At 68.4% G+C, this 22396-nt stretch carries 14 protein-coding genes; 8 read left to right on the plus strand and 6 right to left on the minus strand.

What is annotated here, in order from left to right; all coding sequences use genetic code 11:
• The first annotated feature begins 46 nt into the window (after window positions 1–46).
• Window positions 47–3385, plus strand: a complete 3339-nt coding sequence (locus Pla133_RS04240; protein ID WP_145062792.1) for a DEAD/DEAH box helicase — start codon at window positions 47–49, stop codon at window positions 3383–3385.
• 874 nt (window positions 3386–4259) lie between these two features.
• Here Pla133_RS04240 and Pla133_RS04245 read toward each other — a convergent pair.
• From Pla133_RS04245 to Pla133_RS04260, 4 genes are all read right to left on the minus strand, one after another.
• The gene (locus Pla133_RS04245; RefSeq protein ID WP_419192114.1) at window positions 4260–6191 is read right to left on the minus strand and encodes a UvrD-helicase domain-containing protein; all 1932 of its coding nucleotides are present in this window, start codon (window positions 6189–6191) and stop codon (window positions 4260–4262) included.
• On the minus strand, window positions 6184–8466 hold the full coding sequence (locus tag Pla133_RS04250) for an ATP-dependent nuclease (RefSeq protein ID WP_145062795.1): 2283 nt from the start codon (window positions 8464–8466) through the stop codon (window positions 6184–6186). Before Pla133_RS04250 ends, Pla133_RS04245 begins: the two co-directional genes overlap by 8 nt.
• Window positions 8467–9244: 778 nt before the next feature.
• Window positions 9245–10657: an MlaD family protein gene (locus Pla133_RS04255; RefSeq protein ID WP_145062797.1), complete on the minus strand. Its 1413-nt coding sequence runs from the start codon at window positions 10655–10657 to the stop codon at window positions 9245–9247.
• Complete coding sequence (locus Pla133_RS04260; protein WP_145062798.1) at window positions 10654–11307, minus strand: paraquat-inducible protein A; 654 nt, start codon at window positions 11305–11307, stop codon at window positions 10654–10656. Before Pla133_RS04260 ends, Pla133_RS04255 begins: the two co-directional genes overlap by 4 nt.
• Before the next feature lie 181 nt (window positions 11308–11488).
• On the opposite strand from Pla133_RS04260, the gene Pla133_RS04265 reads away from it, so the two are divergent.
• The 3 genes from Pla133_RS04265 to Pla133_RS04275 all read left to right on the plus strand — a co-directional run bounded on the left by Pla133_RS04265 (window position 11489) and on the right by Pla133_RS04275 (window position 16332).
• Complete coding sequence (locus Pla133_RS04265; protein WP_145062801.1) at window positions 11489–13009, plus strand: amidohydrolase family protein; 1521 nt, start codon at window positions 11489–11491, stop codon at window positions 13007–13009.
• A 38-nt stretch (window positions 13010–13047) separates the two neighbouring features.
• On the plus strand, window positions 13048–15828 hold the full coding sequence (locus Pla133_RS04270; RefSeq protein ID WP_145062804.1) for an amidohydrolase family protein: 2781 nt from the start codon (window positions 13048–13050) through the stop codon (window positions 15826–15828).
• A 165-nt stretch (window positions 15829–15993) separates the two neighbouring features.
• Window positions 15994–16332, plus strand: coding sequence for a hypothetical protein (locus tag Pla133_RS04275; RefSeq protein ID WP_145062806.1), 339 nt, complete (start codon window positions 15994–15996; stop codon window positions 16330–16332).
• 133 nt (window positions 16333–16465) lie between these two features.
• Here the strand turns inward: Pla133_RS04275 and Pla133_RS04280 are convergent, their stop codons facing one another.
• On the minus strand, window positions 16466–17164 hold the full coding sequence (locus Pla133_RS04280; protein ID WP_145062809.1) for a TapB family protein: 699 nt from the start codon (window positions 17162–17164) through the stop codon (window positions 16466–16468).
• Window positions 17165–17257: 93 nt separating this feature from the next.
• The gene (locus Pla133_RS25925) at window positions 17258–17395 is read right to left on the minus strand and encodes a hypothetical protein (RefSeq protein ID WP_419192115.1); all 138 of its coding nucleotides are present in this window, start codon (window positions 17393–17395) and stop codon (window positions 17258–17260) included.
• A 146-nt stretch (window positions 17396–17541) separates the two neighbouring features.
• Between Pla133_RS25925 and Pla133_RS04285 the strand changes: the two genes are divergently transcribed.
• From Pla133_RS04285 to Pla133_RS04300, 4 genes are all read left to right on the plus strand, one after another.
• A complete protein-coding gene (locus tag Pla133_RS04285) occupies window positions 17542–18363 on the plus strand; it encodes a hypothetical protein (RefSeq protein ID WP_145062812.1) in 822 nt (273 codons plus the stop codon).
• A gap of 88 nt (window positions 18364–18451) precedes the next feature.
• Window positions 18452–19300 carry an LOG family protein gene (locus Pla133_RS04290; RefSeq protein WP_145062816.1) on the plus strand — a complete coding sequence of 283 codons (849 nt, stop codon included), beginning with the start codon at window positions 18452–18454 and terminating at the stop codon, window positions 19298–19300.
• A gap of 187 nt (window positions 19301–19487) precedes the next feature.
• Window positions 19488–20978: an NADP-dependent isocitrate dehydrogenase gene (locus Pla133_RS04295; protein ID WP_145062819.1), complete on the plus strand. Its 1491-nt coding sequence runs from the start codon at window positions 19488–19490 to the stop codon at window positions 20976–20978.
• Between the two features lie 95 nt (window positions 20979–21073).
• Window positions 21074–22369, plus strand: a complete 1296-nt coding sequence (locus Pla133_RS04300) for a hypothetical protein (RefSeq protein WP_145062822.1) — start codon at window positions 21074–21076, stop codon at window positions 22367–22369.
• Window positions 22370–22396 lie beyond the last annotated feature (27 nt).

Here is a 22396-nt window from a genome sequence, read left to right on the forward strand (position 1 = left end):
TCGGAAACAACCACGCCACGGGCGCTGATCCTCCAGGACAGCGCCCGTGTCCTTGTTCGGCCAGGCCGCGCCGGTTCAGATAGCCCCTGTGAATGGCAATGGAGGCGATCCGAGCGGGCCCGAGGCACGCCCCCAATCCTGGCGGGGCGTCGCCACCGGTCTCGAAGCGCGCTTCAACGTCGGCACCCGCGACCGGGGCTCGGCCCTGTTCGCGCGCGGCGAGGTGGAGATCGAGCACCGCGAGAACAACCAGGTCGCGGCCCGCGTGGGCGGCGATTCCGGGCACATCGCGAGCCTCGAGCGGCGCGCCATCGGCCGCGGCGTGCGCTACGACCTGGCCTGCTCCTGCCCGGCCGGCCGGCGCGAGATGCCCTGCGAGCACGTCTACGCCCTGGCCCTGGCCCTCGACCAAGAGGCCGACCTGGCCACGGACGCGGCGGTGGGGGGCGGCAACCCCGACGCCCGGCTGCGGCGCCTGATCGAGGCCGGCTCGCCCCCGCGCCTCGACGTTCTGGGCGACACGGAGATCATCTACCGCCTCGACGTGGACCTGGGCGGCTCGGTGCCGCGCCCGGTGGTCGAGGTCACCGTGCGGACCCTGGGTCGCGTGCGCCTGCGGGTCGCGACCCTCGACGAGGGTCCCCTCGGCGACCTCGAGGACCGCCGCATCCAGGCCCTTCTGCGCGGCGCCGTGACCAGCGCGGACGGCGGCGCGGGGCGCGTGGCGTCGTTCCCCCTGGGGCCGGAGCTGAGCCCGGTCCTCTTGCCGCGGATCGTGGCCACCGGCCGCTGTCGCTGGCGGGGCGGCGATCCGGAGGCACCGATGCTGGCGCTCGACGAGGGCGAGCCCTGGAAGGTCGAGCTGTCCTACCGCCGCGGAACCGCCGGCGCGGCCATCGTCGACGGGCACCTGGAGCGCGGGGGCCAGCGCGTCCTCCTGGCCTCCGTGCGCGCGGCCCTGCCCGGCGGCTTCTGGCTGACCGACGAGCGCCTGGCGCGCCTCGAACCCCCGAGCACCTGGCCCTGGGTCGCCGAGCTGGCCCACGGCGGCGAGATCGACGTCCCCGCCGCCGCCGCCGGCGACTGGCTGGCGGCTCTGGCCGCCGTGGCGCCCGAGGCCGTCGCCGACGCGGTCGAGAGCCGCGTCGTCGTGCCCGTGCCCCTGCTCAAGGTCGAGGCCAGCGGTCGCGAGGCCGCGGGCGCGCGCCACCTGGCCTGCGCGCTGATGTTCCGCTACGGCGACCGCGCCGTGGACCTGTTCGACCCCGCCACCGTCGTCGCCGAGCGCACCGGCGAGTGGATCGCCCCCCGCGACCCCGAGGCCGAGCGCGCCGCCGTGCGCGCCTTCGTCGAGGCCGGCGGCGTGTCCCCCAACCCGATCACCGGCCGCGGGGCCGTGTCCGTGACCGACCTGCCCCAGGTGGCGCGCACCCTGCTCGGCTCCGGCTGGGCGGTGGAGGCGGAGGGGCGGCGCTGGCGCCTGCACACCCGCACGGACCTGCGCGTGCGCACCGGCGTCGACTGGTTCGACCTGGAGGGCGCCGTGGCCTTCGGCGGCGAGGCGACCGCGACCCTGCCCGCGCTGCTGCGGGCCCTCGAGGAGCAGCGCCCGACCGTGACCCTCGACGACGGCTCCCTGGGCCTGTTGCCCGAGGACTGGCTCGTGGGCCAGGGCCTCTTGCACCTGGCGGCCGAGACCGAGGACGGCAACCTGCGCTTCGGCCACGGCCAGGGCGCGCTGCTCGACGCACTGCTCGAGGGTCGCGAGGAGGTCCAGGTGGACCGCGGCTTCCTCGAGCTGCGCGAGCGCCTGCGCACCGCCGAGTCGCCGACGGCCGTGCAGGAGCCCGCGGGCTTCAAGGGCGAGCTGCGCCCCTACCAGCGCGAGGGCCTGGGTTGGCTCGACTACCTTTCCAAGCTCGGCCTCGGCGGTTGCCTGGCCGACGACATGGGTCTGGGCAAGACCGTGCAGGTCCTGGCGTTCCTCGAAGAGCGCCGTGCCCAGCGCGAGGCCGCCGGCAAGCCGCGCGTGCCGTCGATCGTGGTCGCACCCAGTTCGCTGCTGTTCAACTGGATGGACGAGGCCCACCGCTTCGCGCCGAACCTCGAGTGCCTGGCCTACGCCGGCCCGAACCGCGCGGGGCTGGTCGAGACCTTCGACGGCTACGACCTGGTGGTGACGTCCTACGCGCTCTTGCGCCGCGACGCGCCGATCCTGTCGGAGCTGCAGTTCGACGTGGTGATCCTGGACGAGGCGCAAGCGATCAAGAACGCCGCCAGTCAGGTGGCGAAGGCCTCGCGCCTGTTGCGCTCACGGGCGCGCTTCGCCCTGTCCGGCACGCCGATCGAGAACCACCTGGGTGAGCTGTGGTCCCTGTTCGAGTTCCTGAACCCGGGGTTGCTCGGTCGGTCCACCGCCTTCCGCCGCCTCGCGCGCCAGCCCCTGGCCGCCAAGCCGACGCTGCCCGCGGAACAGGGAGAGGCGGATGAACTGTCCGACGAGCTGGCGGCGGAGCTGGCGGCGGAGCTGGCCGCCGAGCCCAAGCTCAGCCCCGAAGAGGTCGCCGCCCAGCGCCAAGCCGAGGACCTCGAGCTGCTCGCCCGCGCGGTGCGCCCGTTCGTGTTGCGCCGCACCAAGGCCCAGGTCCTCAAGGACCTGCCCGAGAAGACCGAGCAGACCGTCATGGTCGAGTTCGACGCCGACGAGCGCCGCGAGTACGACGAGCTGCGCGAACACTACCGCTCGGCCCTGCTGCCCAAGGTCGGCGGCGACGGCAAGGTCGGCAAGCACTCGATCCAAGTGCTCGAGGCGCTGTTGCGATTGCGCCAAGCGGCGTGCCACCGCGCCCTGATCGACGACTCACGCGCCGACGAGCCGTCCGCGAAGTTGGATCGCCTGATCTCGATGCTCGAGGAGATCGTCGAGTCCGGCTCCAAGGCCCTGGTCTTCTCGCAGTTCACCTCGTTCCTGGCCCTCGTGCGGCGCTCCCTAGACGCGCGCAAGATCCAGTACGAGTACCTCGACGGCTCCACCCGCGATCGCAAGACCCCGGTCGAACGCTTCCAGAACGAGCCCACCTCCCAACTCTTCCTGGTCAGCCTCAAAGCCGGCGGCACCGGCCTCAACCTGACCGCCGCCGACTACGTCTTCCTCCTCGACCCCTGGTGGAACCCGGCCGCCGAAGCTCAAGCCATCGACCGCGCCCACCGCATCGGCCGCACCGAGAAGGTCGTCGCCTACCGCCTGATCACCCACGGCACGGTCGAGGAGCGCGTGCTCGAGCTCCAAGAGGAGAAGCGCGCCCTGGTAGGCGCCGTCCTCGACGCGGCGGGTGGTTCGGTCGCCGACCTCAGCCGCGACGACCTTGAGCGACTGTTGGCGTAGCCTCCAAGCCTCGAATGAGGCGGAGTCTGGACGCCGTCGAGCTTCAGCCAAAGAGCAGAAGCCGGCGTGACGAGTCACTCCGCGGAGACTCAGGGTCGCTGACGGACGACACGTTTAACCCGTCTCCTTGCCCGGTCCGCAGTCTTGATGCTATACCCCACACAGCTACAACTGCCGATTATCGTCTCCCGTTGCGAGGTGTCGAAGACGTGGCTCTTAGCGCGATCGCCAAGCGTGCCGTCCTCATCTGACGTCGGGCTATTTTCTTTAGGGACTGCGCTCATCTCACCAGGCATCGCCTGGAGGGCAAGAGCGTGAGTTGGCGACCAATTTCTATTCGTAAGGCTACGACGAGTCCAGTGCACTCTCAGGGCCGTAGCGGCTTCGAGCTAGATGGAGTGAGGTCTATGGTTACACAGGAAGAATGCCGCGCCCAAATACTTCTCCTTTGGGGCAACTGGAGCAAAGATGCAGGCGCAAGCTACTACCAAAACATGCAGCGCTTCTACTTCCACCTGGAAACAGAGAGGCCAAAGTTGTTGGAGTTTAGGGCTAGGGAAGACAAGTGGCAGGTCGTGCAAGCTTGGTTGAGGCGCGTCCAGGGCTCAACGGGGAAGTAGCCTAGTCAGCAAGATGTGGTTGGGTCTTCGGAGCCGGCTGAGCGCCTGGATCAGCTATGCCGAGGATGCCTGGAGGATTGGGGACTTCCCGCGAGTGAAGCCGGTTCTCGAAGTCGACGTTCAGGCTTCCGTCGGCGAAATTGGGGAGCGTGGCAGTTAGACATTCGCGTTTGCAGTCTGCTCGCTGTCCGTACTTGCGAGAGCCAAGTCGGGAATCTTGCGAGCGGAAGATGCCGATCAAGCTCCGTCGATATCTACGCGAGCGCGTCCTGCCCTAGAATGTCCGCATCTGGGAGAAGGCCGAGCCCGCGAACATGCGTTATTGCCGCTTCGGGATCGGACACGAAGAGGATAACCACCAAGTCTTGCCGAGCGCGTGTGCAGCAGACGTAGAAGAGCCGCCTCGTTCGGTCGACGCTGGTTTCAAGGCCTTCCTCCATCGACTTTCTGTCGCGGATGGATATCTCCTTCAGTCCAAGGTACTTCTCGTAGGAGAACTGAAAGTGCGTGCCTTCGTCGTCGTCAAGTACAGCAAGCACGCGATCAAACTCAGCGCCCTTCACGCCCTGCTGGGTAGAGAAAGGCGATTCGTCGTTGACGTAAGCTAGATAGGGCCGGAGTTGGGCGGCCGGGCACGCCAAGAATGCAGCCATCGAAGCGATCTCCTTTGAGATCTCTTCCTCAATTCCACCTTCGTCGTTGTTCTCCTCGACATCGGGCTCGTCCGCCGCAGCATCCTCAAGATACGCAAGCAGCCTGAGGTCAAGTGTTATCAAATGGCCTTCCTTGGCTAGCATCAACACATCGCGGATGGTCGCCTGCGATTCTGGCGCCATGGCCCTCCCGATCTCATTGCTCGCGCTCTGAAGTTGATTGAGGCGTTCGGCGACATTGACTCCTTGTAGGTTGGCTTTTTTGAGGAGTGGGGAATGAAGGCCAAGCAGTCGCATAGTATCGAAGCTTCGTCTGTCGCGGACAGCCTCGGCAAGCGGTAAGAGAAGTGAAACCAGCGGTTGCAGCGGCCAGGCCGACGCATCCAAAAAACCATTCTTGAATTTGTCCGGCGCCCCGTCGTTAAGCGCCGCGTAGAGGTCACCGAAACCTAATCGTCCTGCCGCCATCCGATGCACGATTACCAGCATCTTGATCTGGTCGTTGTTGGGGGCGGGACGCCACTTCTCGTCGTTGTTCTTGTTGGCTACCCATTCCCGAACTTGCGCCACGCGTTCGTTGCGATGGGAGTCAGTCGACAGCACGAAGAGCCGCGCCGTGCCAACAAGAGGCACTTCTACTTCGCCTACCTTTCTCTTCCGACCGCCAACCTGGACAAGACCGTCGCCGCCTCGCCGAATGGCGTTCGCAAGATTTAATACAGCGGTCGGCGAACGGAAGTTTTCCGTTTTTTGGATAACACGCCAACCGCTCTGTTCGGGAACCGTGCCAATGCCTGTGGGGTAAATGCGCTGCATAGGGTCGCCGAAGAACCCGAGGCAAAGGCGGTTGCGCTCCTGCTGCTGGATCGCAATCAACGCCTCGACGATGACAGGGAAGGTGTCTTGGCTCTCGTCCACGAAAATGAACGGATACTGCTGCGCGACGAGCGTGCGGAAGAGGCGGCGATCGATCAACAGCTGCGAGGCCATTCGGATAATGTCGTCATGACCGAGGATGCCTTTGGCGTAGTCGCTTCCGATTCCATAAGTGAAGGGGGAAGGCTTGGCGACCGCCTCGCGCTGCTGCTCGAAGCGCAGGATGTCACGGGCATTCTTGACTCGCGTTCTCGGCTGAACGCGAGGGCCGAAGTTTGCAGCGTTCTGCTGTAACTCCTCGATCCGCTCGTCGACCCTGCGCGAGACCCAAGCGGCGATGTCTTGCTGGAATCCGCGCGTGATCGACCAAAGAAAGCTATGGATCGTGGAAACGTGAATGAGCGGGCTATTCCAAACCTCAGACCAGATCTCCCTGGCGGCTATCTCGGTATATGTTATGCAGGCGACTCGCTGTCTTTGCAGGCGCAAACGCTCGCCGTGGATGGCGAGGATGGATGCAAGGCCTTTAATCAGCGATGTGGTCTTGCCCGATCCCGCTCCGGCGACCATGTTGAAGCTGGTCGGGGGATCCGCTTCCAGGCAGTGACGGACGTCAATGTCGGCCTGCGTCTCGGGCTGTTGCGCGCGTCTACTCACCGGTCGAGGCTCCATCCATCTCGGCCTCTACTTCGAGATCGATCTCATCTTTGAGCCAAATGAGGCCGTCGCGAATATACGCCGGAACCTGCCAGTCTTCCGGTCGAGCCGAAAGCACTCCAAGGGCGAACCTCGTCTTGTCAAACTTGTCCCCGCTGACCCGTTTGTGAAGTCCCTCCGCCAGCGTCTCAGGACTCGCCGGCGCTCTGCGTAAGCGCAGCCCCAGGCCCTTTTGCTCTTGCCTTTGGCACCAGACTGCGTTCTCGAGACCGAACGCTTCTTCCAAAGTCCGCCCGGCCAATTCTGCGTTGCGACCATTCCACGCGACCGGCGCGGGCTTCTGGTACGCAACCCGGACGCGGGTCGCACAGTCTCGCGATGTCTCCATTTCCTGCTCCGTTACCGCAAATAGATCGTCGATCGATCGTTTTGCCGGGAGCCACTTTATGAGGGTCTGGTTGGAGGTGACTGCCTCGGGTTCACCCGGCAGGCACTTCTTTCCGTAACGGCGAGAGGCCGCAGGGTTGGCTGCTTGTGCGGGATCGTTAGTCACCGGCTCATCGAGTTCACCAACGACTCTCGCTTCTGGGGCGTCGACGTCGAGCTCAAGCTCGTCATCGTCGTCATCATCTCCGTCATGGTCTGCAGGCAAAAGGGTGACGCTGTCCACGTCGGTGATGATCAGTGTGACGATCCCGAGGAACTCAATCAGCGATTTGAACTTGTGACCGAAGGCCCCGCCAACCTCCAGAATGCATATGCAGGAAGACCGCAACGAAGTCGCCGCTTTCGAAATCATGATTGGGAGCAGCAATCGCTCGACATTGCCCTCCACGAGCACCGCGGCATCCGAGAAGAACAAATCGCAATGAGTGATCTTTAGGTACCGCTGCAGGAAATCACGATGCTCACTCTCCTGCGCATAGAACGCCGAGAGGTTGAGCACGTTGGTGACCTGGTCATTGCAAAGCGGTTCGCGGCGGAAGTAGCGAATCGGTTGAAAGCCGCGCTCGTATAGAATGTGCGGGGAATGCGTCGTAATGATTGTCTGGCTAGCGAATGATCCTCCGACTTCGCCCTGTATGGCAAGAAGGTCAAGGATGTTGCGAATGAACACTTGCTGGAGTTGCGCGTGAAGGTGGGCCTCGGGTTCCTCGATGAATATGAGATGGAGTGGGGCGCGGTGCTCCTCTTCGGCCTTCCACCGCTCTTGAAGGTCGAGCACTTCGACCACCATGTAGATAAGGTTCTTGAAGCCCAGTCCGTTGTAGGTGTCGGGTAGCCTCAGCGCCTGCATTCCATCGCCCACGACATAGTGGACTCGTGCGTCCTGCGTCATGATGGATGCAGGATTCAGGGCTGATTTGATTTCGAGCCGTGGGTTATTGAGGCCGGGGTAGCCTAGGCGCCTCAATCGCTCCAGCGTGTCCCCAAAGACTTCTGCGAGGTGCTCGTTGAGGCGCGCCTCAGACTCGAACAGCGCCTTGAGCGCCTGATGGTCGTCCTGGCGCTGATCGAGATTGCGCTGGTAGAAGCGGCTTAGACGCTTCGACAGGTCTTCAGATCGGCTGTTGCCGCCGGGCATCGTAGACGGGTCCGCGAGGTGTCGCTGCGCATTAAGGGAGTCGACCTTAATGAGCGATCTTAGCACTGAGGCACCGCTGGGGTCGTTGCCTAGCGGCGACGGCTGATATCCTTCTAGCGCCTGAAACTTCTCGTCAAACTGTGCGTGGTCCAGTACGAAGTAGCGTAACTCATACTCGCGTTGCAACTCTCTGAGCAGGTAGGCCGACAGGGATTTCGGCCACGGCAGGTATTCGCCCGGTCCGTCGGCGAGTGCGTCTGCCTTCGCTCGGCCATCATCACGAGCAGATCGGTAGCGCTGAATCAGTTCGGCGGCGTTCTTTGGTGCGAGCTCTGCGCGGACTCCAACGAGTGTTCCGCTCCAATCGGTCGATGGGAGAATCGGGATGACGAGATATAGGTCTTCTTCCTTTACCTCGAACCAGAGGTCGACCGAGATGGTGGGGAGGTCGGTCTCGACGAACTCGCCCTCTCCCTCGCCGATCTTATCCATCAGCGGCCAGACATGCGAGCTAAAGTCATAGAGCGAAAATTGAACTTTGCCGCCCGAGAGGAAAGTCTGAATCGCTTGTGTTGCTGATGTTTTTCCGCTGTTGTTGGCCCCTACAAAGATGGATATGTCGTGTGCAAGCTCGACGTGGACGTCTCGAAGCCGCCGGAAATTCCGTAGTCGATAGCTGTGTAGATGCATTGGGCTCTTTTGTTGATGGCGAGATTACCGGCCGATGACCCGCTTTGCAATCTGCGAGAAGGCCGCTGCGTTCGGGCGACTTGGGCTGGGCGTGTGGGGCATCCCAGGTGTCGAGGGTTGTCGATGCAGCTCTTGAGCGCCCCATCGAGAATGTGCGTCCCGCCGCGGTCAAATGTGCGGGTGAGGCAGCCGTAGAACCTTGGAGGCCTGCCGGAACTTGGGTGCGCGCTGACGGGTGGGTGCGCGCGCCAGTCAGTCGAAAGAGTCGTAGGCTGGATCGAGCCTGCAGCGAGCCAAGATCTCGCACTCGGCCTCGCGTGAGCGTCCCGAGACCAGGCGTCGACGGCGGCGGACGCAGCGTTCTTACTCGGGTCCATGAGTTACTTGTTGCCGGCCTGGCAGCTGACCTGGACCGTGCGGGGGGGGGCTGGCTCAGTGCGCCGTTTACGGTCGGTCCGGTCCGCACTCGAGATCGCTCTCAGCCGTGTCTCGCGAGGAAAGGATCGTCCACTGTGTGATGCACAGGCGCCCGAGCCGGGACCACCGCGACATCGGTGAGACCACCCGCTGACGGCAGGCGGTGCAGGCTGCCGGCGCGGCTAGGCGCACATCGTCGCGGAGGATGTAGCTCGCCACGTAGTTCTAGCTCAGGTCTCCGCCACAGTCTGCGCAGCGCTGGTTCGTGGCGCCGGAGCCTTCGCGGAGCAGGCCTTCGACGCGGGCGCGCTTGGTCGGAAGGGTCATCGCCTGCCAGCAGCAGCCGGAAGTGGATGTCCCGTCAAGGTGCCGCGACCAACGCCACGCGCGCGCCGTCCTTGCCGACGAGCAGGAGCCCGATCAGGGCGCCGTCTTCGCGGGCCAGGACGGGCGCGCCGTGCCAATCGCCGGGGATCGACAGGCTGCGGTCCACGTGCCAGGTGCCGTCTTCGTTCGGGGTGAACCGGGCTGCGGAGAGGGCCCTGGGGCCGCTGGCGGGGTCGCCGAAGACCAGGGCGTCCTCGGGGGCCTCGGGGCGCCGCAGGCGGGAGTCGGGCCAGGCGGCGCCGGGGCCGTCGTCGGGGACTTCGGCCAACAGGCCCAGCTCGGCGTCCTCGGGCAGCGGCGGGATCGAGCGGCCGTCAACTTCCAGGCGGGCCGATCCGCTGCGGGCGTCTTCGGGGGTGCGGACCAGGTCCGCGGGGCCCAACAGGCCGCCGGCGACGCGCAGGAGCCAGCCGTGCTTGGACTTGTCGCTGCCGCCGAAGAGGCCGCCTTCGCGCCAGACGAGGGCGGCGCGGCGGGCGCGGGGGACCAGGCTCCCGGCGGGGAGCAGGGAGGCTCCCAAGGGCAAGTCCGGGCGCCAGTCGGTCCAGCCCTTCGGCGCGGTGGTCTCGAGCTCGAAGCGGTGGCCGTTGCGGACGCGGCTGCCGTGGTCGTCGGGCGTCGCGAGGGCGATGCCGCCGGTGAGGATCGATTCCAGGGAGTCGAACTCGAAGGAGAGGCCGTTCAGGAGGTCGGCCTCGAGTTCGATCCCCGCGGTCTCCCAGAAGCGCGTGTGGGCGCGGACCAACTCGCCGAAGTACGGGTCGATCACCAGGCGCAGCTCCACCGCGCTTCCATCGCTGGTGAGTGCAATCTGGGTCACCATGCCGACGCGCAACTGCCGGAACAGGACCGGCGCTCCGGCAGCGATGCCGCCTCGGCTCGGTGTGGTCAGGACCACCTCCAAACCGCCGTCGAAGGGCGGGACGATCGGCGGGGCGTCCAAACCTTCGAAGCGATCCTGGTGCGGCGCGGTGGGGGAGCCGGGCAGCACCGCGAGATAGCGCGGGCCGACGAGCGTGTCGAGGCCGCTGACTCCCGCGGGACCGACCTGCGGTCGCGCAACCCAGAACGCCGTGCCCGTGCGCGCCAGGTCCGCCGCGTGGGGCGCCAACGAGACCTCGAGTCGCACGCGATCGAGCCCTGGCGCCAGGTGCACCGCTCGCACACTCCCCACGTCGATCCCGCGATAACGCACCGGATCCCCGGCCTGCACGCCGTGACCCAAGGCCAACTCGACCTCGATCGTCACGCCGCGCTCGTTCCAAGCCTGCCAGCCGAGGTAGCCGACCAGCGCCGCAGTGATCAACGGCAAGAGGAGCGCCCAACTCGCGCGACGGCGGCGACCGACGACGGCGGTGGGCAGGGTGGCGTTGTGCGTCTCACTCATGCGGATGGGTCTCGATCGCCGCCCTGGGCGGAGTTCCAAAGGGCGTGGGGGTCGTAGCAGGCGCTGGCGAGCAGGGACAGTCCGACGAGCACCGTGAACGCGGCGAGGCCCGGCCCGGGCGTCACCTTGACCAGGTCGCCGAGCTTCAGCATCGCCACGAGCAGCGCCACCAGCAGCACGTCGAGCATCCCCCAACGCCCCACGAACTCGACGAAGTGCCAGGTGCGCGCGCGGGCGTGGCTGGTCAGGCGCTCGGGGGCCGCCGTCACGGCCAGGATCCCCGCCAACTTCAAGAGGGGGAACACCACCGAGCACACCAGCACCGCCGCCCCGGCCAGGAACGCGCCCTCGTGCAACAGGGCCACCGCCCCGGCGCCGACGCTCGAGGCCTTGGCGTGGCCGAAGCGCTCGATCTCGAGGATCGGCAGGCCCACGGCCAGGGGGTAGACCAAGAGCGCCGAGCCCGCCGCCGCCGCCGCCCAGGCGTTACGGGCCGAACGCCCGCTGGCGGGGGCGAAGGGCGTGCGGCAGCGGGGGCAGCGGGCTTCGAGCCGGGCCTCGACCTGCGGGACCCACTGGGGCAGGCCGCAGCAGGGGCAGGCCCGCAGCTCGGCCTCGGCCGGCGCCGGCGTCATGGATTCGGAGCTCATGGAAATGCCAGGTGCGCGGCTACGAGGGATCCACGACCGGGCGCGGTCCAAAGGGCCGCCTTATCATCCGGAATCCGCGCTGGCGATTGCGCTCCCCGAGCCGACTCTTCGCCGCGCGTGCCCGCCGTCCCTCCGCGCGCCCCCCCGCTGCGCGGTCCGACAACCGACCCCCAGACCCCCCATGCGCGATCGATTCGTCCTGCTGCTCGCCGCCGCCTTCGTGGCCTGCGTGACCCTCGCCCGGCCCGGCCACGCCCAGCGCGCCTGGGTGCCGCCCACGCCCCACGCGATCGAGAACGTGGCCCTGGGCCTGGGCGACGACGCCCCGCGCGGGACCGTGGTGCTGCGCGACGGGCGCATCGAGTCGGTGCTGCCGGCCGGAGCCAAGCTGCCCGCTGGGCTGCGCCGCATCGACGGGGCGGAGCTGATCTGCCTGCCGGCCTTCGTCGACGCCTACACCACTGTCGGGGTCGAGACGCCGGAGCCGGTGATCGATCGCGACCACCCGCTCGACGCCCAGGCCGACGTCCGCATCGACATGCGGATCGCCAACCGCAAGGGCTTCCAGCCGAGCTTCGACGCGGTCGACGTGGCCGAGCTCGACGACGACCGCCTCGAGGCCTACCGCGCGGCGGGCTTCGGCGCGGCGCTGCAATCGCCCGAGCGCCAACTGCTGTCGGGCCACTCGGTGCTGGTCAGCCTGCGCGACGCGGCCCTGCGCGAGCGAGTCATCCGCGCGCAGGTGTTCGCCCACTCGGCCTTCCGCGCCAGCGGGTCCGGCTACCCGAGCACGCTGATGGGCTACATCAGCGCCCTGCGCCAGTTCTTCCTCGACGTGCGCTGGCACCAGGAGTTGAACCAGCGCTACGACGCCGGGCGCCCGGGGCCGCGGCCGGCCTTCGACGCCGATTTGGAGGCGGGGCGCGAGCTCTTGAGCGGCGATCGGCGCCTGATGTGCGAGGCCCAGTCCTCCCAGGACATCCGGCGCTTCGCGCGCTGCGCGGCGGAGATGGGCTTCACCTTCGGCATCGTCGGCGGGCGCGAGGCCCACGAGGCCCTGGACGTCTTCGAGGGCGCGGGGCGGCCTCTGGTGCTGACCTTGGAGTTCGGCAACGAGCCCGACGACCCGCGGCCGAAGGACGCGAAAGAGGACACGGTGTCCGAGGAGGAAGCGCCGGAGCCCGAGGCGGCCGAACCGATCGAGACCACGTTGACTGACGATCAAGCTGCCGTGGAGGAGCTGGTCGAGACCGACGATTCCGACCCAGCATCCGCTGGCGACGACGCGGCCGACGATTCTGATGCCGACGACGACGCCTGGGTCTACACCGAGCCCTACCCCGTGAGCCTCGATCGCCGCGTGCGCTGGGAACAGCGCCGCGACGGCGCCCTGCGCCTGGCCGAGGCCGGGGTCGAGTTCGCCCTCGGCACCAGCGATGAAGGTCCCGCGGGCCTCCTGAAGAACCTGCGCGGTCTGGTCGAGCGCGGCCTGCCCCAACAGACCGCCCTGGACGCCCTGACCACCGTGCCGGCCAAGTGGCTCGGCGCCGAGGGCCGCCTGGGAGTCGTCGCCGCCGGCGCCGACGCGACCCTGTGCCTGTGGAGCGCCAACCCGCTGGTGGAGAAGGACGCCAAGGTCCTGTGGCTGTTCGTGGACGGTTACGCCTGGCGTAACGACGAGGCGCTCGAGGAGCGCGACTGACCCCTCCCGCTTTCCTCGACCAACCGACCACGACTCCCATGCGAATCCACTCCATCGCCGCCCTGGCGCCCATCGCCCTCGCCTCCGTCCTCTTCGCCCAGCAACAGGGGCGTCCCATCGCCCCGCCCCTCGACCCCGAGGAGGACGAGGCCCCCGTGCCCGTCCAGGTCGAAGACGAGCTCGTCGTCGAAGAAGTGCAGGCCCAGGAGGGTCGTCCCCTCGCGCCGCCCCTCGACGACGAGGACGAAGTCACCGAGCTCGTCGAGGTCGCGACCCTCGAGGACATCACCACGGGCGAATCCGCCCCGACCCACGCCTTCGAGACCCAGGCCCTGCGCGAGCCGAGCTTCCGCACCGGCGGCGACGTGCTGATCCGCGGCGCCACCGTGCACAGCGCCGTCGCGCCCGCCCGCGTGGCCGACGTGCTCGTGCGCGGCGGCGACATCACCGCCGTCGGCTCCATGGCCGCCCCCGCCGGCGTGCGCGTGATCGACGGCAAGGGCCTCCACCTCGCCCCCGGCGTGGTCGACGCCCACTCGCACCTGGCCATCTCCGGCGGCGTCAACGAGGGCACCGTCTCGATCACCGCCGACGTGGACATGACCGACGTCGTGCGCCCCGACGACCTCGGGATCTACCGCGCCCTGGCCGGCGGCACCACCGCGATGCAGATCCTGCACGGCTCGGCCAACGCCATCGGCGGCCAGGCGGAGCTGCTCAAGCTGCGCTGGAGGGAGAACCAGACCGCCGACGACCTGCGCTTCGAGTCCGGGCCCAAGGGCATCAAGTTCGCCCTGGGCGAGAACCCCAAGCGCTCCAACTGGGGCACGCCGGGTGAGCGCTTCCCCGGCAGCCGCATGGGCGTGGAGGCGATCTACTACCGCGCCTTCGAGCGCGCGCGCGAGTACGCCACCGAATGGGACGCCTACGACGCCGCCGTGGCCGCCGGGGGCGATCCCTCGCCGCCGCGCAAGGACGTGCGCCTCGACGCCCTGGTCGCGGTGCTGCGCGGCGACCTGGTGGTCCACGCCCACAGCTACCGCGCGGACGAGATCCTGATGCTGCTGCGCGCCGCCGAGCACTTCGGCTTCCGCATCGGCACCCTGCACCACGTGCTCGAGGGCTACAAGGTCGCGCGGGAGATCGCCGAGCACGGCGCAGGGACCTCGACCTTCAGCGACTGGTGGGCGTACAAGATCGAGGCCTACGACGCGATTCCCGGCAACGCGGCGCTGCTCGACGAGGCCGGCGTGCTCTCGTCGGTCAAGTCCGACAGCGGCGAGTTGATCCGGCACCTCTACCACGAGGCGGCCAAGTCCGTGGGCTACGCCGGCATGGACCCGGTGAGCGCGCTGCAGCTCGTGACCCTCAACCCGGCCAAGCAACTCGGCGTGGGCGACCGCGTGGGCTCGATCGAGGTCGGCAAGGACGCCGACCTGGTGCTGCTCGACGGTGATCCCCTGTCGGTCTATTCCAAGGTCCTGTTGACCCTGGTCGACGGCGAGGTCGAGTTCGAGCGCCGCGACGCCTACGGATTCGACGCCGAGCCGCTCACCTTCGTCGCGCCCGACGACGACCTGGTCGACGACGACGCGGCGGTCGATCCCGACGGCGGCCTGGTCACCGCGATCATCGGCGGTACCGTCCATACCGTCAGCGGCGACCCGATCTCGAACGGCACCGTGCTGTTCCAGGACGGGCGCATCGTCGGCGTCGGCACGGGCCTGCGCGTCCCCTCCGGTGCCGAGGTCGTCAACGCCTCCGGCAAGCACCTGTGGCCCGGCGTGATCGCCCTGGACACGAGCCTGGGCCTGACCGAGATCAGCTCGATCCGCGCCACTGACGACACGCGCGAGATGGGCGGCGACCAGCCCGACCTGCGGGTCGCGGCCTCGATCCACCCGGAGTCGGCGCACCTGGACGTGAACCGCACGCGGGGGGTCACCCGCGCCCAGAGCGTGCCGCGCGGTTACCGCGGGATCACCGGCCAGTCGGCGGTGATCCGGCTGGAGGGCTCGACCTGGGAGGAACTGCTCTACGAGGACCGGGACATGCTGCACGTCCAGGTCCCGACCCTCTCGAACGACGCGGACGAGGACGACAAGCGCGAGGAGGGCGCGGGCAGCAAGGCCCTGCGCCACACCTTCGAAGAGGCGCGGCGCTACGCGGACCTGCGCCGGCAAGCGGAGCTGGGCGACTTCCCGGCGCCGCCCTACGACCCGCGGCTCGAGGCCCTGGCCCCCTTCGCCGCCGGGGAGCGGCGCGTGGCGTTGCACGCCGACAACGCCCAGACGATTCTGAACGGCCTGCGGCTAGCGGACGCCTTGGGCCTGGACGCGGTGCTCTACGGCGCCAGCGAGGCCTGGAAGGTCGTGGACGCGATCCAGGCGTCGGGCCTGCCCGTGGTGCTCGGCCCGGTGCTGTCGATTCCGAGTTCGTCCTACGATCCCTACGACGCCTGCTATGCCAACGCAGCGGTGCTCCATCGCGCCGGCGTGCCCTTCGCGATCGGCGCCGGCAACGACGACAACCCGCGCAACCTGATCTTCCACGCCGGCTTCGCGGCGGCCTTCGGGTTGCCCCGCGAGGAAGCGGTCCGGGCGATCACCTACAACCCGGCCAAGATCCTGCGCGCACGCGCGGACCTGGGCAGCATCGCGCCGGGGAAGCTGGCCGATCTGGTGCTGACCGACGGCGACCTACTCGAACCGACGACCCGCGTCGAGGCCATGTGGGTCGACGGCGAGCGGATCAGCCTGCGGAGCAAGCACACCGAGCTCTACGACCGGTACCGATCCCGGGCCCAGGCGGGTCGCTGAGCTGGAATCGGCCCCCGGGACCCCTGGAATCGGGTCCGGCCCCTTGAACTGCGGGGCAGACCCGGTTCTTGTGATGGCGCGGCGTTGGCCGCTCCCTTCGATCGGTCTCCAGCGCGGACGCGCTGGCGGCCAACCCGACCCACATCTGCTCCGAGGAGATCAGAGATGAAAAAATCCATCGCCATCGCCGCCCTTGCTGGCCTGGCCCTCTCGTCCTGCGCCGCTGGCCCCCACCAGCTGCGCCGCTCGGTCGACGACTTCGACCAGCAGCTCTACATCGACAACCCGCTGCTCGACGGCGTGCTGTGGTTCATCCCGGTCATCCCGCTGGGTTACTACATCGCGTCGATCGGCGACTTCCTGATCGTCGACGCCTACCACTTCTGGGGCAAGGACGTCTGGCGCGGCGAGGGTACGTCCTTCGACCACTGGACCCCCGAGGGTTCCCCGGCCCGCGTGAACAGCCTGCTCAACGGCGGTCCGTTCCTGTTCGAGGCCGAGTGATCTGATCCCGCGCTCGCCGCGAGGCGAGGGTGGGAACGGCAAGCGCCCGCGACCGTCGAGAGACGGTCGCGGGCGCTTGCCTTTGAGGACCCTGCCTTTGAGGACCTTGCCTCTGAAGACCTCGTCGCGGGGCTCAGGAAGAGGCTTGGGTGTGGAACTCGACCAAGACCGTTGAGAGCCCGTCCTCGAGGCGCTTGACCATGTAGCCGACCTCCGGGGCGAACCACTCGACGCTGGTGCGCTCCAGGTAGTTGCCCTCGGCGTTGACCCGATCGCGGCGCCAGATCCGCAGGGCCTCGAAGGTCCCGGCGGGGGTCTCGACGGATTCGACCGCGTCGCAGTGGTAGTGGGCCACGATCGGCACGTCGCCGTCCTCGGTGCGCAGGGTGTACTCGCCGGTCCAGCGCTTGCCGACCCACAGGGGCCAGGAGTAGCTCGGGTCGAAGGGGTCGAAGCTCACGTCGAACTCGTCGTCGTCGACGTCGCGCTCGCCGAGCTGCGCCAGGGTCGAGTCGAGCACCATCGCGCGGCCCTGGATCGGGTCCTCGAGCACGAAGCCCCCGTCGGTGCCCTCGCGCACGACGAAGCGCAGCTCGATGCGGTCGCCGCGGCGGAAGATCAGCTCGTCGCCCGCCATCCAGTTGGGCTGGGCGTAGGTCACCGCCCCGCTCGGCATGGTGCGGTCGTGGGCGCGCAGGCCGGCACCGGGGGGCAGGGCGTCCTTGGTGGAGGCGCAGGAGCTGCCGAGGGCGGCGACGGCGAGGGCTGCGACCAGGGCGAGGTTGCGGCCGGGGCGCTGATGTGAGGTCGAGGGCTGCGTGCGGGCGTTCATGGCCCGGGCAGGCTAGCCCTCCTCGGCCAGCGTGCAAGGGGTCCCGGTGCTGCGGTTGACGATTGGCCCGGGGCGCGGCCGCTCAGCCGTCGCTCAAGCGTTGCTCAAGACCAACAGGACACAGGCCAGAAGGGCCCACAGGGCCAGGCCGACCCGGCGCTCGAGCGCAGCGGTGGGGACCGGCCAGGCGTCGGGCCGGGCGGTGTCCGAGCGGGGCGGGGGGTCGCCCATGGTTCGCAGTTGGTGATGCAAGGGAAGGTAGAGCCGGGGGTCGAGGCTCGGGGCCGGGGGTCAGCGCCAGGTACACGGCCGCCGGGAAGGTCGCCGCCCCGCGCCGGCGCCTTGCGCCGGTCGGCCACGGGGCGACACTGCCATTCATGGATCGCAAGCAGATCGACGTCGAGTGCCCGTCGTGTAACAGCCGTCTCGCCGTCGACGTCCTGACCGCGACCGTGGTGCGCTGGGCGGCGGCCCCCGAGGCCGGTGCGATGGGGCCCGGCACCGCGGGGACGCCGAAGCTCACCGAAGCAGACTGGAGCGCCGCCATGTCGCGCATGTCCTCCCGCAAGGAGCGATCGGGCGAGGCGTTCGAGGCGGCCTTTTCGAAAGAACAGGAGCGCACGCGGGACCTGGACGACCTGTTCGACCGGGCGGCCCAGCGCGCGGGGGCCAAGGAGAACCAGCGCGAAGAGGCCTGGGACCGAACGAACCCGACAAAGGCTTTGCCGGCCGAGGGACAGCGCGCCCGCTGGCGGATCGAGGAGGCCGCAGGGTCCGGGGACCGGCGGGTGCTGAGCCTGCTCTCGGCCGACCCCACGGCCCACGGGGACGAGGTCGAGCTGGCGGTGCTGCCGGGGGCCGAGGCCCTGGCCGCCGAGCTGATCGAGGCCGGATTCCGGCCGGTCGAAGTCGCCTGCACCTGGTGGGCGCCGGTGGATCCCGGGGCAGCCGAGGCCTCCGGGGGCCTGCAGCCGCGCACCGATCCCGGCGGCGAGGTGGCGGTCCTCGAGGGCTTGCCGCTGCCGAGCCCAGCGGCGAAGTCGGTGGCCCAGCGCGCCGAGCGCGCGCGGGCCGCGGCCGGGGCTCTGGGAGCCCGTCGGATCGCCCTGCGGGGGCTGGCGGTCGGCGCGCAGGAAGACGAACTCGCCGCCTGCGGCTTCTCGATTTCACACCACGTGCAGCGCTGGCGTCGTCGCTGACCGGTCGCGGCCCTGGATTCGCCCCCTGTCGCGCGCCACGATGGGACGCCCGAACCACGCCGAGCTGCGACCCGCGGGACCCCAAGACATGAGTGAGAGCCGCTTCCGCGCCGTCAAGGCGTACAAGAACGAGGCCTTCCTGGGCAGTCCCCAGGCGCGCCCCCTGCGAATTCTGGCCGAGTACGTCGAGCCCGAGGCGCGCTTCCGCGAGCTGCGGATTCGCGACACGATCGTGATCTTCGGTTCCGCGCGAATCCCGTCGCAGGAGACGGCCGAGCGCGAGCTGGCCGAGGCCGAGACGGCCGGCGAGGACGAGAAGATCGCCACCGCCAAGCGGCGCCTCAAGATGTCGCGCTACTACGAGGCCACGCGCGAGCTGTCGTTCCGACTGACGGAATGGTCGAAGAGCCTGGAAGGCACCGACCGGCGCTTCGTGATCTGCTCCGGCGGCGGGCCGGGGATCATGGAGGCCGCCAACCGCGGCGCCAGCGAGGCCAAGGGCGAGAACATCGGCCTGAACATCTCGCTGCCCTTCGAGCAGAACGACAACCCGTACATCACCCGCCGCCTGTCGTTCGAGTTCCACTACTTCTTCATGCGGAAGTTCTGGTTCAGCTACCTGGCCAAGGCCGTGGTGGTGATGCCCGGGGGCTTCGGGACGCTGGACGAATTCTTCGAGCTGATCACCCTCGTCCAGACCTTCAAGATCAAGAAGAAGATCGGGGTGGTGCTGTTCGGGGTGGACTACTGGGAGAAGGTCCTGAACCTCGAGCCGATGATCGAGCACGGCACGATCAGCCCGGGCGACCTGGACATGTTCCACCGCACCGACTCGGTCGACGACGCCTACGACTACCTGACCAAGTGGCTGACCAAGCACGAGCTGGAAGGCGCCAAGCCGCCCCCGGCGGGTGACGACAGCTTCTTGACCGGCTGATCGCTTGGCTCGGCGTCCGGCTTCCAGGTCGGCCAGCCGTCCGTTGTTCGGGTCGTCCGGGCGGCTGGCAACTGCCGCCGGGGGCTCCCGGGCCAGGGCCTGGGGGTCGTGCCCGGTTGCCTGATCCGGCCCGGTCGCGGAGAATGTTCGGCCCGATTACCGGGCCGACAGCCTCCGGAACCGCGCCATGAGCCAAGAAAAGACTGCAGCCGCCCCCTCCCGCCACGCCTCCGTCGGCACCGCTGTCCCGGTGACCCTGATCCCCGGCGACGGGATCGGGCCCGAGGTCACCAACGCCGCCAAGCGCGTGTTGGAGGCCGCCGGAGCGCGCATCGAGTGGCACGAGCACATCGCCGGCAAGCAGGTCTTCCTGGCCGGCAACCGCACCGGGGTGCCCCAGGAAACCCTGGACTCGATCGCGAGCACGCGCGTGGCGCTCAAGGGCCCGCTCGAGACGCCCATCGGCTACGGCGGCAAGAGCGCCAACGTCACGCTCCGCAAGCTGTTCGAGACCTACGGCAACACCCGGCCCGCGCGCACGATCCCGGGCATCGCCACGCCCTTCTCCCACCGCAACATCGACATGGTCGTGGTGCGCGAGAACGTCGAGGACCTCTACGCCGGCATCGAGCACATGCAGACGCCGGGCGTGGCCCAGTGCTTGAAGCTGATCAGCCAGAAGGGCTGCGAGAAGATCAGCCGCCTGGCCTTCGAGGTCGCGCGCGCCGAGGGGCGGCGCACGGTGACCTGCGTCACCAAGGCCAACATCATGAAGCTCACCGAAGGGATGCTGAAGCGCACCTTCGAGGCGGTGGCCACCGAGTACCCCGACATCGAGGCCCAGTACATGCTGGTGGACAACTGTGCCCACCAGTTGGTGCGCAGCCCCGAGAGCTTCGACGTGCTGGTCACGACCAACATGAACGGGGACATCCTCTCGGACCTCGTCAGCGGTCTGGTGGGGGGCCTGGGCATCGCCCCCGGCGCCAACCTGGGCAAACACGCGGCGATCTTCGAGGCGGTCCACGGCACCGCGCCGGACATCGCCGGTCAGGACAAGGCCAACCCCACGGCGACGCTGCTCTCGGCTGTGATGATGCTGCGCCACCTGGGCCAGTTCGAGGTGGCCGACAAGGTCGACAAGGCCGTGGCCCTGACCCTCGAGAAGGGACCGCGCACCGGCGACATCAGCGGTGACCAGCCGCCCTGCGGCACCCAGGCCTTCACCGACGCGGTGATCGCCAACCTGGGGCACGAGCCCGAGGCTTGGGTCGAGCGCAACTACAAGCCCTTGGTCCTGCCGGACGTCACCTCGAACCCCGTCACCGTGACGCCCAAGTCGCGCCGCACGGTGGGCGCCGACATCTTCCTCGAGTCGGGTCAGGACGCCCAGACCATCGGCAAGCGGCTGGAGGAGCTGGCCGAAGGCACCGCCCTGCGGCTCAAGATCATCTCGAACCGCGGCACGGTGGTGTACCCGCCCACGGGCGCGCCCACCGACTGCGTGGACCACTGGCGCTGCCGCTTCGTGCTGCGCGACGCCGAGGCCGACCTGGCCGACGTGGAGTTCTTCGAGCTGCTGACGAAGGTCACGACCGAGTACCGGTTCATGCAGATCGAGAAGCTGTACGAGTTCGACGGCGAGCTGGCGTACACGCTCGCGCAGGGCGAGGACTGAGCTCGGGGGGGACTGCTCCGCCCTGGGTGTGGCGCGAAGTCCCTCTCCAAGGCGCGATCCGCCCGTCCGTCGCAGTCGGAGCTAAGCTGGCTCCCATGCAGCTCGCTCCTGCCCTCGCTGTCGCGGCCCTCGCGTTCTCCTTCGTCGGTCTCCAGGACTCCGAGCCCCCGCTCGACAAGGACCGAGTCGACGCCCTGGTCGACCAGTACCTCGAGTTGGGTCCGCGGGCTGTGGGGACGCAGTGGGCGCGACAGCGCGAGATCCTCGTCTCGCTCGAGTCCCTGCCGGTTCTCGACGCGCGGGCCGAGAAGGACTGGCGCGAGGACCTGCTCGAGCGCTGGATGGAGGGCCCGCAACTGCCCTCCAAGAAGAAGTCCGGGCAGCACTATTTGTGGGAGGAGCGCGAGGGGGGCGAGCGCGGCAAGTACATCGTCGGGGGCAAGACCAAGAAGCCCAAGGGGCTGGTGATCTCGATGCACGGGGGCGGGCTCGGCTCCGGCGACGCGGGCGCGGCGGCCAGCGCCTTCGGCAGCGCAGTGTCCGATCGCAAGTGGCTGGGGATCTTCCCCGAGGTGCTCGAGAAGACCGAGCACGGTTGGACGACCTCCGGCACCGAGGAGTTCGTGCTCGAGCTGGTCGACCGCGCGGTGCGGACCTACGAGCTCGACCGCGATCACATCTACCTCTGCGGCCACTCCATGGGCGGCTACGGGACCTGGACCCTGGGAGCGCGCCACGCCGATCGCTGGGCCGGACTCGCGGCTTCCGCCGGGGCGCCGACGCCGCTGGTCGATCGCGAGGGCGTCTTCTACGGCATCGACTGGGGCGTGATCCCCAACCTTCGCAACACGCGCCTGGTCGTCTATCAATCCGGCGACGACCCCCAGGTGCCACCCGACGCCAACCGCGTGGCCAACGCCGAGGTCGGCAAGGCCAAGGCCCAGTGGGGCGGCTATGAGGGCTTCGAGTACTGGGAGGAGAACGGCTACGGCCACGACGCGCCGCCCGGCGGCTTCGGCGACTTCCTCGAGCGCATCGGGGACGCCGAGCGCGACGCTTGCCCGAACAAACTCGTGTGGCAGCCGGTCCTGTCGTGGAAGCGGCAGTTCTACTGGCTGTTCTGGGAGTCGCCGGTGCCCGGGGAGATCGTCGTCGCCGAGCTCGTGCCCGACGAGAACGAGGTTCGGCTGACCGCCGAGCGCCTCGGCTCGGGCTTCTCGATCCTCCTGAACGACGGGATGCTCGACCTGTCGAAGGACGTCGTCGTGCGCCTGAACGACAAGGTCGTATTCCGCGGCAAGGCCGAGCCGACCCTCGCGAGCCTGCTCCTGACCGGCGTGACGGGCGATCCCGAGCGGACCTACTCGGCGCGGGTCCACGTGACCGACTGAGGCGGTCTCGAGCCGCCCGCTGCGGCC

Source organism: Engelhardtia mirabilis (assembly GCF_007748095.1).
Classification (GTDB): domain Bacteria; phylum Planctomycetota; class UBA1135; order UBA1135.